Annotated in this window: 15 protein-coding genes, 1 tRNA gene and 1 pseudogene; 7 read left to right on the top strand and 10 right to left on the bottom strand. The window is 63.8% G+C overall.

What is annotated here, in order from left to right; translation table 11 throughout:
* Nucleotides 1-244: 244 nt before the first annotated feature.
* The 6 genes from ABIA96_RS35880 to ABIA96_RS35855 are packed head-to-tail and all read left to right on the top strand — an operon-like array spanning nt 245 to nt 5,385.
* Nucleotides 245-952, top strand: coding sequence for a c-type cytochrome (locus ABIA96_RS35880; protein ID WP_354141614.1), 708 nt, complete (start codon nt 245-247; stop codon nt 950-952).
* Nucleotides 953-963: 11 nt separating this feature from the next.
* A complete protein-coding gene (locus ABIA96_RS35875) occupies nt 964-2,202 on the top strand; it encodes a c-type cytochrome (RefSeq protein WP_354141616.1) in 1,239 nt (412 codons plus the stop codon).
* Between the two features lie 19 nt (nt 2,203-2,221).
* Nucleotides 2,222-2,398, top strand: a complete 177-nt coding sequence (locus ABIA96_RS35870; protein WP_354141613.1) for a hypothetical protein — start codon at nt 2,222-2,224, stop codon at nt 2,396-2,398.
* Nucleotides 2,395-2,961: a cupredoxin domain-containing protein gene (locus ABIA96_RS35865; RefSeq protein WP_354141612.1), complete on the top strand. Its 567-nt coding sequence runs from the start codon at nt 2,395-2,397 to the stop codon at nt 2,959-2,961. Before ABIA96_RS35870 ends, ABIA96_RS35865 begins: the two co-directional genes overlap by 4 nt.
* Nucleotides 2,948-4,570 (top strand): b(o/a)3-type cytochrome-c oxidase subunit 1, encoded by a 1,623-nt coding sequence (locus ABIA96_RS35860; protein ID WP_354141611.1) that lies wholly within the window; start codon nt 2,948-2,950, stop codon nt 4,568-4,570. Before ABIA96_RS35865 ends, ABIA96_RS35860 begins: the two co-directional genes overlap by 14 nt.
* Nucleotides 4,570-5,385 (top strand): c-type cytochrome, encoded by an 816-nt coding sequence (locus ABIA96_RS35855; RefSeq protein WP_354141610.1) that lies wholly within the window; start codon nt 4,570-4,572, stop codon nt 5,383-5,385. The genes ABIA96_RS35860 and ABIA96_RS35855 overlap by 1 nt, the downstream gene beginning before the upstream one ends.
* Here the strand turns inward: ABIA96_RS35855 and ABIA96_RS35850 are convergent, their stop codons facing one another.
* Together ABIA96_RS35850 and lipA are read right to left on the bottom strand one after the other, a co-directional pair.
* Entirely contained in the window at nt 5,386-5,868 is a 483-nt protein-coding gene (locus ABIA96_RS35850) for a type II toxin-antitoxin system RatA family toxin (protein WP_354141609.1), read from the bottom strand.
* A gap of 6 nt (nt 5,869-5,874) precedes the next feature.
* Complete coding sequence (gene lipA / locus ABIA96_RS35845; RefSeq protein WP_354141608.1) at nt 5,875-6,831, bottom strand: lipoyl synthase; 957 nt, start codon at nt 6,829-6,831, stop codon at nt 5,875-5,877.
* 130 nt (nt 6,832-6,961) lie between these two features.
* Here lipA and ABIA96_RS35840 point away from each other — a divergent pair, with 130 nt between their 5' ends.
* On the top strand, nt 6,962-7,564 hold the full coding sequence (locus ABIA96_RS35840) for a DNA-3-methyladenine glycosylase (RefSeq protein WP_354141607.1): 603 nt from the start codon (nt 6,962-6,964) through the stop codon (nt 7,562-7,564).
* A gap of 2 nt (nt 7,565-7,566) precedes the next feature.
* Here ABIA96_RS35840 and ABIA96_RS35835 read toward each other — a convergent pair whose 3' ends face one another.
* The 8 genes and pseudogenes from ABIA96_RS35835 to ABIA96_RS35800 form a co-directional block, all read right to left on the bottom strand.
* Entirely contained in the window at nt 7,567-10,443 is a 2,877-nt protein-coding gene (locus tag ABIA96_RS35835; protein WP_354141606.1) for a valine--tRNA ligase, read from the bottom strand.
* A gap of 128 nt (nt 10,444-10,571) precedes the next feature.
* Nucleotides 10,572-11,357: a PopZ family protein gene (locus ABIA96_RS35830; protein ID WP_354141605.1), complete on the bottom strand. Its 786-nt coding sequence runs from the start codon at nt 11,355-11,357 to the stop codon at nt 10,572-10,574.
* A gap of 303 nt (nt 11,358-11,660) precedes the next feature.
* Nucleotides 11,661-13,061 (bottom strand): TolC family outer membrane protein, encoded by a 1,401-nt coding sequence (locus tag ABIA96_RS35825; protein WP_354141615.1) that lies wholly within the window; start codon nt 13,059-13,061, stop codon nt 11,661-11,663.
* A gap of 205 nt (nt 13,062-13,266) precedes the next feature.
* A complete protein-coding gene (locus ABIA96_RS35820) occupies nt 13,267-13,929 on the bottom strand; it encodes a protein-L-isoaspartate O-methyltransferase family protein (protein ID WP_354141604.1) in 663 nt (220 codons plus the stop codon).
* A 138-nt stretch (nt 13,930-14,067) separates the two neighbouring features.
* Nucleotides 14,068-14,247 carry a hypothetical protein gene (locus tag ABIA96_RS35815; protein WP_354141603.1) on the bottom strand — a complete coding sequence of 60 codons (180 nt, stop codon included), beginning with the start codon at nt 14,245-14,247 and terminating at the stop codon, nt 14,068-14,070.
* Nucleotides 14,248-14,460: 213 nt separating this feature from the next.
* Nucleotides 14,461-14,535: transfer RNA gene (locus ABIA96_RS35810), tRNA-Asn, on the bottom strand.
* A 133-nt stretch (nt 14,536-14,668) separates the two neighbouring features.
* A complete protein-coding gene (locus tag ABIA96_RS35805; protein WP_354141602.1) occupies nt 14,669-15,040 on the bottom strand; it encodes a hypothetical protein in 372 nt (123 codons plus the stop codon).
* A 211-nt stretch (nt 15,041-15,251) separates the two neighbouring features.
* A pseudogene (locus tag ABIA96_RS35800) lies at nt 15,252-16,031 on the bottom strand (flotillin family protein); the annotation flags it as partial.
* Between the last annotated feature and the right edge of the window lie 274 nt (nt 16,032-16,305).

The raw sequence follows: 16,305 nt of genomic DNA, 5'->3' as shown, positions 1-16,305 counted from the left end.
CTGACAAAAGAGGGTGACTGCACGACGCAGACCTCGGGCCCGATGCGCCGCGAGACTGCAGCGTCATGTTTGCTTTTCAAATTGCACGCAAATTTGTCGAAATCGATCTCGATGTGCGATGCGGCGGGCGCGACCAAACGTCGTCGCCCTTATGCGATCTTGCACAGAAAAATATTGGCGCAATAATGCCGCTCTACGTTGTGATCCGGAATCAACCGGACCAGCATTGTGGAGGGCGACGGAAGTGTTCGCTCGCGCCGCGGCCTTGGCCGCCGTGATTATTACCTTGGCCGCCTTTGATGGCGCGGCCGCGCAAACGGCTAACCAGCCGCCGGATACCATGGCGGCGCGGGTGGAAGCTTGCACGCCCTGTCATGGCAACAAGGGCGAAGGCACCAGCGATGTCTATTTCCCGCGCCTTGCCGGCAAGCCGGCCGGCTATCTCTACAATCAGCTGCTCGCCTTCCGCAGCGGCCGGCGCAAATACCCGCCGATGAATTACCTGCTGGAGTTTCTGCCCGATCCGTATCTGGAGGCGATGGCGGAATATTTTGCCAGTGAGCATCCACCGTTGCCCCAGCCGGCGCCGAGCGAGGTCAGCAAGGAAGTCCTCGCGCAGGGTGAACTGCTCGCCACCAGCGGCGACGCCGGTCGTAATATACCGGCGTGCGTGAGCTGCCACGGTCCGGGACTGACGGGCATGCAGCCCGGCATCCCCGGCCTGCTCGGCTTGCGCGCCGCCTATGTCAGCGCCCAGCTCGGCGCCTGGCGCTACGGCACCCGCACGGCGAAATCGCCCGACTGCATGCAGCTTGTCGCCGGCCATCTGACCGAGGCCGACGTCACCGCGGTCGCCGCCTGGCTTGCGACGCGCCCTGCCCCCGCTAATCCTGCTCCCGTCCCGAAAGGCACCTACGCGCTGCCCTTCGGCTGCGGCAGCCAGCCCAACTGACGAGGCGGATGATGGGCTCAAGACTGTCGATCACGCTCCTTGCACTCGCTGCGCTCACGACGGCGGCACAAGCGCAGGATAAGAACAGCGACATCATCGCACGCGGCGAATATCTCGCCCGCGCCGGCGACTGCACCGCCTGCCACACCGCGCCGGAGGGCCGCCTGTTCGCCGGCGGCCATGCCATGCCGACCCCGTTCGGAACGATCTACACCTCCAACATCACGCCCGACCCGGAGACCGGCATCGGCAAGTGGAGCGCGGACGATTTCTACCGGACCATGCACAACGGCCGTTTCCCGGATGGCGGGCTGATCTATCCGGCGATGCCGTTTGCGTCCTACACCAAGGTCACGCGCGACGACAGCGATGCCATCTTCGCCTATCTGCGCTCGATCGCGCCGGTAAGCCAGAAGAACAAGCCGCACGAGTTGCGTTTTCCTTACGACAACCGCCAGCTCATCCTTGGCTGGCGCACGCTGTTCTTCCGCGAGGGTGAGTTCAAGCCGGATCCAACCAAATCAGCCGAATGGAATCGCGGCGCCTATCTGGTCGAGGGGCTCGGCCATTGCGGCATGTGCCATTCGCCGATCAACGCCCTCGGCGGCACCTCGCAATCGGATGCCTTCAAGGGCGGCTTGATCCCGATGCAGAACTGGTACGCGCCGTCTCTCACCAACAACCGCGAGGCAGGCCTCGGCGACTGGAGCATCAAGGACATCACCGATCTGCTCCAGACCGGCGTTTCCGCGCGCGGCGTGGTCTACGGACCAATGGCCGAGGTCGTGCACAACAGCCTGCAATATCTCAACGATGCCGACACCAAGGCGATGGCGGTGTACCTCAAGGGCATCGCGGAAGCCTCGTCCCCGCCGCGGGCAAGCTCCGCACTGCCGAACACCGAGAGCAGCCTGCTGATCAGCCTCGGCAAGACCGTGTACGACAAGAACTGCGCGAGCTGTCATGGTTCGCAGGGCGAAGGTAGACCGCCGCACTGGCCGCCGCTCGCCAACAACCAGTCGATCGAGATGCAGTCGGCCGTTAACCCGATCCGCATGGTGCTCAATGGCGGCTATCCGCCGGGCACCAAGGGCAATCCGATGCCCTACGGCATGCCGCCGTTCGCGGGCCTCCTCTCCGACAACGAGGTCGCCGCCGTCGTCTCCTATATCCGCACCGCCTGGGGCAATCGCGGCACGCCGGTCTCGGCGCGCGAGGCCAACGAACTGCGCTCCGCACCGCTGAACTGAGAGGCGTCAGGGATACATCATGTTCAATTCTGATCCACCGACCAGCCCAGCCTCCGCCGATCAGGCTGTCGAGGAGGTCGTTGCGCAGGGACCGTCAGGCGCGATCGCGCTTGCTGGCATTGCAACTGCCTGCGTGGTTGCGATGTGGCTTGCGTTCTATCTCTTCGTCTTCCTGCCGCGCGGCTCGCTCCAATGAGTGCAGAGGACACCCATGGCAGCAGCGCCGAGGTCGCAGCCCGCGTTGAGCGGCGCTGGGCCACCATTGCCGTCATCATCATCGTGGGCATGGCGGTGCTGGCGGCCTTCGCCGGCATCCACCAGGCAACCATGCCGCAGCCGCGCGTCGAGACCACCGATCCATCGCGGTTGCATCTCGCCGGTGAATTCGTCGAAGGCAATCTCGGCAGCGTGCTGGAGGCCAATGGCGATGTGACCGTACGCGCGATCGGCCAGCAATATTCATTCACGCCGGCCTGCATCGTGGTGCCCGTGGATACGCCGATCACGCTGCGAGCCACCAGCGCCGACGTCGTGCACGGCATCCTGATTCAGGGGACCAACGTCAACACCATGCTGGTGCCCGGCTACATCTCCGAACAGCTCATGCGCTTTACGAACACCGGCGAGCATCTGATGCCCTGCCAGGAGTTTTGCTCGTTCGGCCACGAGGGCATGTGGGGCAAGGTCAAGGTGATCGACAAGGCCGACTTCGCCAATCGCGCGAAGGCTGGCGGGAGGCTGAGCTGTGTTGGTCAATAGGAAGCTCATTCTCGCCCATTTCTGGCTGGCCTTCGTGGTGTTCGGGATCGCCCTGACGCTTGGCGCCTGGCAGATGTTCATCCGCAGCCCGATCGGCACCTGGCTGTCCAATCCCGAGCTCTACTACCGCTCGCTGACCGCGCACGGCACGGTGATGGGCTACGTGTTCCCGACGCTGGTTGCGATGGGGTTCGGCTATGCCATCAGCGAGGCCGCTCTGGAGCAGCGCCTGGTCGGCGTGCGCTGGGCCTGGACCGGGTTCTGGCTGATCGTCGTCGGCAGTGTCATGGCGGTGATCCCGATCGCGCTGGGTCGCGCCTCGGTACTCTACACTTTCTATCCGCCGCTGATCGGCAACCTCTTCTACTACCTCGGCGTCGTGCTGGTCGTGGTCGGCTCCTGGATCTGGGTCGCGCTGATGGCGATCAACCTGCGCGTCTGGCGTAAGGCCCACCCCGGCGCACCGGTGCCGCTGGCCATGTTCGCCAATGTCGCCGGCTCCTATCTGTGGGCATGGACCGCGGTCGGCGCCGCGCTCGAGCTGTTGCTTCAGATCATTCCGGTCGCGGCCGGGCTGAAGAACACGATCGACGCCGGCCTCGCCCGCATCTTCTTCTCCTGGACGCTGCACGCCATCGTCTATTTCTGGCTGATGCCGACCTACATCGCCTATTACACCATCGTGCCGCGCGCGATCGGCGGCCGGGTCTATTCCGACACCATGGCGCGGATCTCCTTCATCCTGTTCCTGGTGGTGGCGATGCCGATCGGCCTGCACCACACCTTTGCCGATCCGCAGGTCGGCGCCGGCTTCAAGTTCATCCATTCGGCCTTCACGGCACTGGTCGCGCTCCCGACGCTACTGACCGTGTTCACGATCTGCGCCTCAGTGGAGATCGCGGCGCGCCTCCGAGGCGGCCGCGGTCTGTTCGGCTGGATCAGGGCCCTGCCCTGGGACAATCCGATGATGCTGGCGTTGGCGTTCTCGTTCGTCATGCTCGGCTTCGGCGGCGCGGGCGGGCTGATCAACATGAGCTATCAGCTCGATGCGTCGATCCACAACACGCAGTGGATCACCGGCCATTTCCACCTGATCTTCGGTGGCGCCATCGTCATCATGTACTTTGCGATCGCCTATGATCTGTGGCCGCATCTGACGGGACGCGAGCTGATCGATGTCCGCCTGATCCGCACCCAGCTGTGGCTGTGGTTCGTCGGCATGATCGTCACGACCTTCCCGTGGCACTGGGTCGGAATTCTCGGCATGCCGCGCCGCATGGCCTATTTCGACTTCGGCGATCCCGCGATCGCGCCACAGGCGCTCTCAGTCACTTTCTCCGTGTTCGGTGGCTTCATCCTGCTGACGTCTGGCATCATGTTCATCGTCATCCTGGCGCGTGGCATGCGCGCGCCTCAGGTTGACGCCGGCCCCTATCGCTTTGCGCTGGCTGTGCACCAGCCGGCGACCGTGGCGGTCGCGCTCAACACGCACGCGCTGTGGGTGGCGCTGATGATCGCGCTCACTGTCACCAACTACGGCTATCCGATCCTGAATCTGGCGCTGGGCGGAGGCACCTCGGTGCCCGCCGTTTATGTGGGAGCGCAGTGATGAGCACGCGCGACCTCTTCACTTTCAGCAATCGCCATTTCAGGATTGGCGTCAGCATCACCGCAGCAATCCTGGTCGTGACGGCGATTGCCGGCTTTATCCTGTTGCCCCTTGCGCAGCCCTGGGTTCAGTTTGCAAATGTCTGGGATGCGATCTGTAGCGCCGCCGGCGTGCCGCAGCGGGCCGCAAACGTCACAGCGCCCGAACAGACAAAACGCCTGTCGGAGGTCGTGCTGACCTCGCACACGCTATCGCGTCCGAGTCAGGAGGCGATCGGCCGCGGCGCGACGCTGGCGCAGCGCTGCGCCATCTGTCACGGCCCGATCGGCATCAGCCGCGCGGATTCGCCCAACCTCGCTGGCCAATATGCCGCTGTGATCTACAAGGAGCTGCACGATTTCCGCTCCAGCGCACGCACCAATGCCGTGATGTCGCCGTTCGCCGTCAATCTGACGGACGAGGAAATCGCCGATCTCTCAAACTATTACGCCTATCTGCCGCGGCTGCCGGCCTATCATCCGACGCCGCAACTGCCCAAACCCAACATCGTCATATACGGCGCGCCGATGCGCGGCATCGCACCCTGCGGCGCCTGCCATGGCAGCCTCGACAATAAGACCGGCAGCCCCTGGCTGGAGGGACAGTCCGAGGCCTATCTGAAGGCGCAGCTCCAGGCCTTTGCGTCCAGCGAGCGCCGCAACGACATCAGCCAGCAGATGCGCAACATCGCCCGCGCCATGACGCCGCAGGAAATCGAGGCAGCCGCGGCGTATTACGCCTCGCAGCCGCCGGACATCGTAAAGGCGGTGGATTGATCAGGACGACGCCAGCTTCGGCCGGCCGTAGATCGCGTCGGCGCGCTTCTCGAACGCAATGGAAAACCGCGCGAACGCGGCATCGAACATCGAGCCCATCAGCATCGCCAGCATGCGGCTCTTGAATTCGTAGGCGAGGAAGAAACCGACGTCGGAGACGTCATTGCCCTCTTGCTGGCCTTTGGGCTCGAACGTCCAGCGGTTTTCGAGATTGCTGAACGGGCCTTGCAGATATTCGACAAGGATCTTCAGATTGGCGCGATCGAGCGTCACGCGGCTGGTGAAGGTTTCCTTGACCAGCTTGAACGACACCGTCATGTCGGCCACCAGCACCTCGGTGCCGTCGGGCTTGGCCATGCGCTGGCGGATCTTCAGCGCACTGCACAGCGGCACGAATTCCGGGTAGCGCTCGACATCGGCGACCAGATCGAACATCTCGGACGCACTGTGATTGACACGGCGCTTACTCGAAAATTTGGGCATGGCGGTTCAGCGGGCAGTCGCGGCCCGTGCGGCCTTCAGTCTTGCAAAGTCCTCGCCGGCATGATGCGACGAGCGGGTCAGCGGGCTCGCCGAGACCATCAGGAAGCCCTTGGTGTAGGCAACCTTCTCGTAGGACGAAAACTCGTCCGGCGGCACGTAGCGCATCACGGCGTGATGCTTGCGGGTCGGCTGGAGATATTGGCCGATGGTCAGGAAATCGACGTCTGCCGATCGCAGATCGTCCATCACCTGCTGCACCTCGTGGCGCTCCTCGCCGAGGCCAACCATGATGCCGGACTTGGTGAAGATGGTCGGATCGAGCTCCTTGACCCTCTGCAGCAGCCGGATCGAGTGGAAATAGCGCGCGCCGGGCCGCACGGTGAGATAGCGCGACGGCACGGTCTCGAGATTGTGGTTGAAAACGTCGGGCCGCGCCGCGACGACAACATCGAGCGCGCCTTCCTTGCGCAGGAAGTCCGGCGTCAGGATCTCGATCGTGGTCGAGGGACAGGCGGCGCGGATCGCGCGTATGGTCTGGGCGAAGTGCTCGGCGCCGCCGTCTGCAAGATCGTCGCGATCGACCGAGGTAATGACCACATGAGCGAGGCCCAGCTTGGCGACAGCCTCGCCGACGTTGTGCGGCTCGGCCGCATCCAGCGCGTTGGGCATGCCGGTCTTGACGTTGCAGAAGGCGCAGGCACGGGTGCAGGTGTCACCCATGATCATGAAGGTCGCGTGCTTTTTGTCCCAGCACTCGCCGATGTTCGGGCAGCCCGCCTCCTCGCATACCGTGTGCAGGCCGTTGGCACGCACGATGTTGCGGGTGTCGGCATAGCCGCGGGTGTTAGGGGCGCGCACGCGGATCCAGTCCGGCTTCGGCGGCGAAGCGGAGTCAGGGCGATTCACCTTTTCGGGGTGACGCGGGCGCAACGGGTTCGAGATAGTGTCGACAATAACGACCATGGGCTGTCCGGTCTGTTCAAGTCCTACCTAATCGGTCTGCTTGTCTGCTGCAACCCGGCTCGCGCGGCTTCAGGGAACATGGCAGATATGGGCAATATCCTGCTCTGTTCTCTGGCGATTCTCACCTCGAATGGCTCCAACCTCGAAGACTTCCACACCGCGGCTCGGCAAGGCCCTGAAGCGTGCCTTTTTCAACCGCAGCGTCCACGAGGTCGCGCCCGATTTGATCGGTGCGACCATGCTGGTCGACGGCGTTGGCGGGATCATCGTCGAGGTCGAGGCCTATCATCATACCGAGCCGGCGGCGCACTCCTACAACGGCCCGACGCCGCGGAACCAGATCATGTTCGGTCCGCCCGGCTTTGCCTATGTCTACCGCTCCTACGGCATCCACTGGTGCATCAATTTCGTCTGCGAGGAGGAAGGCTCGGCTGCCGCCGTGCTGATCCGCGCGCTGGAGCCGACGCATGGTCTGGCCGCGATGCGCCGGCGACGCCATGCGGTCGATGTACAGGCGCTGTGCTCGGGCCCGGGCAAGCTGACGGAGGCACTCGGCATCACCATCGCGCACAATGCCCTGCCACTCGACCGGCCGCCGATGGCGCTGCATGCGCGGACGGAAGACGTGGAAGTAGCGGCTGGCATCCGGATCGGCATCACCAAGGCCGTCGAACTGCCCTGGCGCTACGGCGTCAGCGGCTCGAAATTCCTCAGCAAGCCGTTTCCGAAATAGGCTTACGACGCCTGCTTCAGCCGCTCGAGCGCCTCGAGCAGCTTGGCCTTGCGGGCCAGGGCCGCCTCGCGCTTTTCGCGCTCCTCCTCAACGACCTCTTCGGCTGCGTTGGCGACAAATTTCTCATTGGCGAGCTTCGACTCGGCGCGCTTGATGTCGGCCTCGGCCTTCGCGATCTCCTTGTCGAGGCGCGTGCGCTCGGCGGCAACGTCGACCACGCCCTTCAGCGGCAGCGCGGCCACCTCGCCGCGGACGAGCAGCTGAACCGCGCCGTCAGGCGCACGGTCGGCGAACGAGATATCGGAGAGCCGCGCCATGCGCTTGATCACGTCGGTCCAGCGCGGCGCGCGTTCCTTCGTTTCAGCCGAGGCGCCCGCGAGCACCAGCGCCGTCAGCGTCGCCGGCGGGATGTTCATCTCAGCGCGCACCGAGCGGATCTGCGTGACGAGATCAATCACCCAGCCGATCTCGGCTTCCGCCTTTGGATCGCTAAAGTCGGCATGGTCGAAGAGCGGTATCACAAACGCAGGCGAGACCAGCGGATCGGTCGGCCCGGCCGCAGCTGCAAGCATCGCGAGTTGCTCCGGCGTCGGACCGGACGGCTTCAGCGGCCACGTCGCCAATGCGAGCAGACCGTCGCGCTTGGCCGTCACCTCCCACAACTCTTCGGTGATGAAGGGCATGAAGGGGTGCAGCAACTTCAGTATCTCGTCGCGCGCCCAGGCGACCATAGCGCGGGTCTCGTCCTTGAGCGGGCCGTCCGCGCCGAGGAGCGCAGGCTTTGCGAGCTCCACGTACCAGTCGCAATAGATGTTCAGGACGAACCGATACATCGCGCTTGCAGCTTCGTTGAAGCTGTGAGCCTCAAGTGCCTCGGTCACCTCGCGCGTGGCTTCTGCGGCCTTGTGCGCGATCCAGCGATTCAGCGGCTCCTTGGCTTTCGCGGGCTCAAAACCTTCCGGCACAACGCAATCGTTCATCTCTGCGAAGCGGCAGGAATTCCAGAGTTTTGTCGCAAAATTGCGATTGATTTCGACAAGCTGCGACGAAAGCTTGATGTCATGCGTGTGGGCCGCCTCGCGTGCCAGCGCAAAGCGGAGAGCATCAGCACCGTATTCGTCGATCAGGTTGAGCGGATCGATGACGTTGCCTTTCGACTTCGACATCTTGGCGCCCTTCTCATCGCGGACGAGGCGGTGGATGTAGACCGTCGAGAACGGCGCCTCCTTCATGAAGTGAAGGCCCATCATCATCATGCGGGCGACCCAGAAGAAGATGATGTCCCAGCCTGTGACGAGGACATTGGTCGGATAGTAGCGCTTCACTTCCGGCGCGTCTTCCGGCCAGCCGAGCGTCGAGAACGGCCACAGCGCCGACGAGAACCAGGTGTCGAGCACGTCCTCGTCACGGGTGATGAAGCCCTCGCGCTTGTTGCGGTCGAGCGCCATCTCGCGGCCCTGCTCGACCGTGATCACTTCCTGCTCGACGTAATAGCCGAGTGCGTGGCTGACGGCCTCCTCCTCGGTCTCGGCAACGAACACCTTGCCGTCCGGGCCGTACCAGGCCGGGATCTGATGGCCCCACCAGAGCTGGCGCGAGATGCACCAGGGCTGGATGTTCTCCATCCACTCGAAATAGGTCTTCTCCCAGTTCTTCGGGACGAAAGAGGTCTCGCCCGAACGCACCGCCGCGATCGCGGGTTTTGCGAGTGTCTTGGCGTCGACGTACCACTGATCGGTCAGATACGGCTCGATCACGCTGTTCGAGCGGTCGCCGTGCGGCACCATGTGGGTGTGCGGCTCGATGCGCTCGACGAAGCCGAACGACTCCAGCCGCTCGACGATGCGCTTGCGTGCAGCAAAGCGGTCGACCTTGTTGAACTCCTCGGCGAACTGCGAGGCGCCTTCCGGCAGGCCGCGCAGATAATCCTCGTTGTCGAGGAGATCGAGGCAGCCTTCCTTGTCGAGCACGCTGATACGGCGCAGCCCGTGGCGATTGCCGACCTCGAAATCGTTGAAATCGTGCGCCGGCGTCACCTTGACCGCGCCCGAGCCCTTCTCAGGATCGGAATATTCGTCGGCGACGATCTTAATCTTGCGGCCGACCAGCGGCAGGATCACGTTCTTGCCAACCAACTTCAGATAGCGCTCGTCGTCAGGGTGCACGGCGACGCCGGTATCGCCGAGCATGGTCTCGGGCCGCGTGGTGGCGACGACGATGAAGGTCGCGGGATCCTCGGGGCTGAAAACCTTGCCCTCGATCGGGTAGCGCAGATACCAGAGGTGGCTCTTGACCTCGGTCTGCTGCACCTCGAGATCGGAGATCGCGGTCAAGAGCTTGGTGTCCCAGTTCACCAGCCGCTTGTCCTTGTAGATCAGTCCGTCACGGTGCAGCTCGACGAACACCTTGACGACGGCCTTGGACAGGCCCTCGTCCATGGTGAAGCGCTCGCGCGACCAGTCGCAGGAGGCGCCAAGGCGCTTGAGCTGGTTGATGATGGTGTCGCCGCTCTCCGCCTTCCACTGCCAGACCCGCTCCAGAAACTTCTCGCGGCCCATCTCGCGGCGCCCGGGCTGCTGGCGCTCCATCAGCTGCCGCTCGACCACCATCTGGGTGGCGATACCGGCATGGTCGGTACCGGGCTGCCACAGCACGTCACGGCCGCGCATGCGCTCGAACCGGCACAGGATGTCCTGCAGCGTGTTGTTGAGCGCGTGGCCCATGTGCAGCGAGCCCGTCACGTTCGGCGGCGGGATCACAATGGTAAAGGGCACCGCGTCGCGGCGGTCGGGACGGCCGGCCTTGAAGGCAAGGCTGTCCTCCCACACGACGGACATGCGGGCTTCGATATCGGCGGGCTGGTAGTTTTTCTCGATCATGGGGCGCTAGAAAGCCGCGCGCGGAGCTCAAGTCAACGGAAAGCTCAGCGGCAAAAGGGCTTTCCGGCCCGCACGGCAGGTCAAGTATGACTCAGGAGCAGGGCTTTATCGGGGCCGAGCGGCCGGGTTCACCGCCCGCCGCGCGAGACCCGCTCGATTTCGGCCTTCACGATGCGTTCGACGAGGCCCGGCAGATTGTCGTCGAGCCAGGATTTCAGCATCGGACGCAGCATCTCCTTGACCAGATCCTCCAGCGTCCGCGCATTGCTGCTGAGCACGGTGTGGGCCAGGGAGTTGAAGGCGGATTCAACCGCCGAGACGGTCGATTGGGCCAGGATCGGCTGCTGCGGCGGCAACGGCAGAGCATCGAAGTTTACCGATGCATAGGACGGCGCGGGTGTCGGACGGGACGGCGGCGCTTCGGCGAATTCGAGATCTTCGCGCGGTTCGACCCTGCGGAAGCTGGGTGGCGGCGGAGCTGGTGTCGGCTCCGCATCCATCGCCATCTCGTCGGTTAATTCGAGCACGTCGGGTTCGGGTTCGGGTTCGGGCTCAGGCTCGGGTTCCGGAGCACGGACCTCGGGCGCAGTCGTGGCCGTGTCGAGCCCCGCCAGCAGCGCGTCGATATCGTCCTGGTTGTTGGGGCCGGCATCCGCCGCGGGCGCCGGAGGCGCAGCGGGCTTCGCGCTAGGCGGTGGCACAGGCTTGTCGGCGACAGGCTTTGCAGGCGCGACCTTGGATGCGGGAATGTCGTTCATGGCCTGCTGCGGCTTTGATGCGGGCGCGGCGGGCGCCGGCGCGGGCTTGGCAGCCTCTGCCGGCGGCGGCTTGGCCTCATCGTCGGCAATGATGCGCCGGATAGAGGCCAGAATCTCCTCCATGGAGGGTTCTGTGACCTTTGCAGGCTGCGTCATCTCCGACTCCACATCATCAACGCCCTCGCATGCGTTGTTTTACACCAAGCACGACAGGATTGGCCGGTTCCGGATGTGTGGCCCGACATTTTCGTCGCGACAGCCAGACTTGTCCCCAGATCACCGCTCAACGTGAGGCGGCGCGCCCCTGCCCCGTCACTCAAGCATTACGCACGCAACATTGGATGCAGGGCGAATCGACCCGCAGCTTCTTAGCAAGGCTATGTCAGGGATTTTGATGATTGCAAGCAAAGCACCGGTCGGCCTTGGCAGTTTGCGAGGCCGACCGGAGAACTACGGCAATCAGCGTCCGTCTGGCGTACGCACGCCGGCCCAGCTGTCGCGGACCTGCTGGTAGTGCACGCTCGGATCGTAGACCGTGGTGTTGAGGCCGAGCACCTGCGGCGCAAGACGGCCAACCGCGTTGAGCACCGAATAGGACGCCACCACGCGGTCATGCTGGGCAGTGACGAGTGCAACGCGCGCGTTCACGAGCGCCTGCTGCGCGTTGAGCACGTCGAGCGTGGTGCGCTGGCCCGCCTTGGCTTCCTCGCGCACGCCGTTCAGCGCGATCTCGGAGGCGGTGACCTGGGCCTGCGCGGACTGCACCTGCGCCTTGCCGGCCTGCAGCTGGCCCCACGCCGTCACGACGGTCGCGCGGGTCTGGTCGCGCGTCGTTTCGAGGTTCAGGCGCTGCTGCGCCAGGTTCTCCTTGGACTGGCGGATCAGCGAATATTCGGCACCGCCCTGAAAGATCGGAATGGAAGCCGTCGCGATGGCGGACGCGGTATTCGTTCGGAAGATGCTCAAGGTCTGTTGATAGGCCGTGCTGACACCAGCCTGGACCGTGACCGTTGGCAGCAGCGCGCCTTCGTTGATCTTGACCTGGAGATAGTTGACGTCGATGCCGTACATCGACGCCGTCACGTTGGGGTTCTCGACCAGGCTGAGATTGACCGCGGAGGCGATTGTACCGGGCAGGAAGCGATCGACCGGCGAACCCGGCGCGAGGTTTGCCGGCTCATTGCCGATGATACGGCGGAAGTTGGAGCGGGTCGTGGTCAGATTCGACTCGGCCGTCAGTGCCTGCGTATTGCCGGCCGCCAGCTGGGCCTCGGATTGCGCCACGTCGGTGCGGGTCACCTCGCCCACATTGAAGCGGTCACGCGTCTGCTTGAGCGTCTGCTCCAGCACCCGCACGTTGCTGCGCTGGACTTCCAGCGTCGCTGCATCGCGCAGATAATCCATGTAGACCGTGGCGGCCTGAAGCAGCACTGTCTGCTCAAGCACACGCAACGCCTCGCGGGATCCCGAGACCTGGCTTTCCGCGGCGCGCGTCTTGTTGGCGGTTTGATTGCCGTTGTAGAGCGTCTGGTTGACGGTCAGGCTGGCGCTGTTGGACTGAAGCACGCCGTTGATCGACTTGGGGGTCGGGGGGGCGAAGTTCTGCGTCGCCTGGACGTCCTGATACTGATACCCGGTGCCGAGGGTCACATTGACCTTGGGACGATATCCCGACAGCGCTTGCGGCACGTTCTCGTCGGTCGAGCGCACCTGGGCGCGCTGAGCGTTGAGCTGCGGATTGTTCTGATAGGCGCGCACGAGCGCGGCCTCGATCGTATCCGCCAATGCAGGTGTCGGCCCGGCAAGCGCCGTCAGGAGAACCGAAACCGCTGCTCCGGTGAAGAACTTCACCCCATGCATCCTTGAAAATCCGTTCATTCTCACGTCAGGCTCGTGCCCGCGAGCCTGGTTACCGTATCCAAGTGGAGTCGTTGCCCCGCAGCAACATAGGACGCGGCCGAGCGCGACGGAACACCCTCTGGGGGGTTCTCAGCGGAAACTCTTTACGTGCAGCATCCCGGCCACACTTCTGATTCAGAACGGGATTTTAACGGGGTTTCGGCGGTCAGAAGACGAAGGCGGCGGCCCGTTCCAGCCCGGGAAGCACCGGGGCGGCGGCGTCAAACAGCGGCCGATAGCCGAATTCGCCGTGGGAACGGGTCACAATCACGGCCCGCGACGGCATGGATTCGGCCGAGACCCCCACCAGGCGCCCGCCTTCCCTCAGCTGGCCGAACAGCCGGTCCGGCGTCACCTCAGTGGCGCCGTTGAGGATGATCACGTCATAGGGCGCGGCAGCCGAGTCGCCATCGGCACAGGCGGCAGCCTTGCAGGTGACGTTGCCGAGCCCGATTGAGGCGAAGGCGTCCTTGGCTTTCGCAGCCAGAGCCGAATCGCTCTCCGTTGCCGTGACCTGGTGCGCAAGCGTCGCGGTCAGCGCGGCCAAATAGCCGGTGGCACAGCCGACGACCAGCACGTTGTCGCCCTCGCCGATCTCGGCGGCCTGGAGCAGCTTGCCGGTCAGCTGTGGCTTGATCAGGAAGCGCTTGGCGCCGCCCTCGCTCACATCGAGATCGAGGTCGAGATAGGCCAGCGCCTGCCGGCTAGCCGGCACGAAGGCCTCGCGCGGAACCGTGAGCATGGCATCGAGAATGCGGCGATCGGTGACGTCACTGGTGCGCACTTGGCCATCGACCATTTTTAAGCGCGCGGTCGAGAAAGCGGACATTTGCGGACCCTGCAATGCGGACGATGCCGTGGACGAAAGTTGGCGGCATATTTGGAGCAGGCTTCGCGAAAACGCAACACGTCCGTTGGCCGCTGAACCAGCGGCCACACGCAACACAGGCGTCGTCGTTGAGTTGGTCTATTCGATCGCGACGGCAAGGCGGCCGATCAGGGCCGCCACTTCGTCCAGCCGCGCCGAATCGGGGGTCTCGACCGCGCGGGCGAGACAGGCCAGGCATTCATCGTCGCTCAGCTCGGGAATATCCGCCGGCAGAATCGAGGGGGCCAGCTGGGCACGGTCGATCTGGGTGTGGGGCATGGGAATCAGCTCCGTAAGAGTCCGGCCCCATCAATCTCGATCTGAATTAAGTCGATTTTGGTGCTGTCCGCGTGGCTGCGGCGGCGCTGCCGCACACATCCGCTTGAACGCGATTCTGCCGGATACGACCGAAACGAGGTTGAGAAACTGATCGAGCAGCATCGCGCGTCACACCAAGCAACGCCAGCAAAACATTGAAAATGAAGCGGATTTTGGCTCCCCGGGCAGGATTCGAACCTGCGACCATCCGATTAACAGTCGGATGCTCTACCGCTGAGCTACCGAGGAAAAGGCGAACCAGTCGTTCGCGCGCGGCTGCGTATAACAAAGCCGGTTGCGCTTGCAAAGGACGAATTGGCCATCATTCGCAATGCATCGAGGAAGGGCCTTGAGCCCCTCCTCGAGCTTAGATCGGATCGAGTTACTCGGCGGTGAACGACGTGGTCTTGGTGCCGGGGTCATAGCGCAGCCGAAGCGCGGTCATCTTGCAGAGATTGACGTTCTTCCAGAGCACGGACTCGTCGTAGTTCTGCCAGTCGACGCGGATGTTCCAGACGCAGCCCTCGTCGTCCTCGCCGAACTCGACATAGGTACTGGCCTGGTTCTGCAAAACCTTGTCGAGTTCGTTGTCCCATTCGTCCAGGCCATCATCCGGCGCGTTGAAGCCCAGGAACTTGATGGCATAGCCGGTCTCGTTGACGACGGTGACGTTGCGGGCGTCGGCCGCGAACGACGACGGCGTAGCAGCGATCGCAAATCCGATCGCGATCAGTCCAGACAGAAAAAACTTCATGTGAAATTCTCCGGATCGAAACAGGTCTGGCGCCTGACGTCGATCGGCGCAGGCGCCGCGGCAACCAATGACGTTACCTTGAAGGGGTCGTCCGAAGCGCGATCGAGAGGTTCAACACGCACTCGATCGCGCTCCGGTTCGTTGCGCGACGCGAGACGCGCAACGAACCAGTTCATATCGATTCGAATTCTCCGCAGCAATGAACCGGCATTCATAGATCGGCGGTGTTTGCTTTCTCCGGCGCAGACACAGCCGCCGGCGTTCCCGCGGCACCATTGGCCTTGCCGGTCACGGCGCCGACCAGCGTCTGCACGGGATCGTCGCCTGGCGCAAAACCGCTCTGGCGCAGGATCTCGTCGATCATCGGACGCAGCGCGTGGACCTTGAGCAGCTCGCCGGCGAGCCCCTCACCGAAGCCGACATTGCCTCCGCCCGCGCCATTGCCGCCGAAGGCGTCACCAGTGTGCAGGATGCGGACGTCCTTGAGGTTGCCGATCGGCCTGACCATTTCGGCCAGCGCCGACGGCATCGTCTCAATCCGCTTCTTGGCAATCTCGAAATCGATGACATTGGCGCCGAGCTTGTTCTGCGCCTCGTTCTTGAGCGTGATGACGGCGGCCTCGGCTTCGCCGATGTTCCTGACACCGACCGCCTTGATCTTGTTGGACTCGGCTTCCGCCGTGGCCAGTGTCTTGGCGGCCTCGGCACGGTCGAGCGACGCCTTCTTCTCGGCTTCGGCAGCGACGATCAGCTCGGTCGATTTGCGCTCGGCTTCCGTGCGCGCGGCGAGCACCTGGGTGAGACGGGCACGGTCGGCGACCTCGACCGCGCGCGCGGTCACGACCTTTTCCTCCGCGGAGACCGCGATCGCTTCGGCGGTCTTGGCCTCGGCGACGGCTTCCGAGGTCTGCTTGCTCTTGGACGCGATCTGGATCTCGTTCTCCTGCGTCACGATCTGGATCTCGCGCTGGGCGTCGGTCTTGCGCGGGTTGCAATTTTACGGAAAGTCCACGCGGAGCTGGAACACGAGCCAGAGGTTTGATCCGCCACTCTCTCCGCGACATCATTGCGAGGAGCCCTTCGCGACGAAGGAATCCAGACTGCCTCGGCGGAAAGATTCTGGATTGCTTCGCTTCGCTCGCAATGACGGAGCAAGAGGCATCCGCAGTCCTCCATCCACTCGCATCTCACTACGCAGACGCGAATCCGCATTCTCGCGACTCATTTCGCCCGAGCTTTGCTTGGTCACTCCACCCTCTTATCCA

Origin of the sequence: Bradyrhizobium sp. LB11.1 (genome assembly GCF_040549385.1) — a bacterium.
In the GTDB taxonomy this organism is placed as follows: domain Bacteria; phylum Pseudomonadota; class Alphaproteobacteria; order Rhizobiales; family Xanthobacteraceae; genus Bradyrhizobium.
The sequence above is the reverse complement of the archived record's forward strand: the minus strand, read 5'-3'. Positions and strand labels throughout refer to the sequence as shown.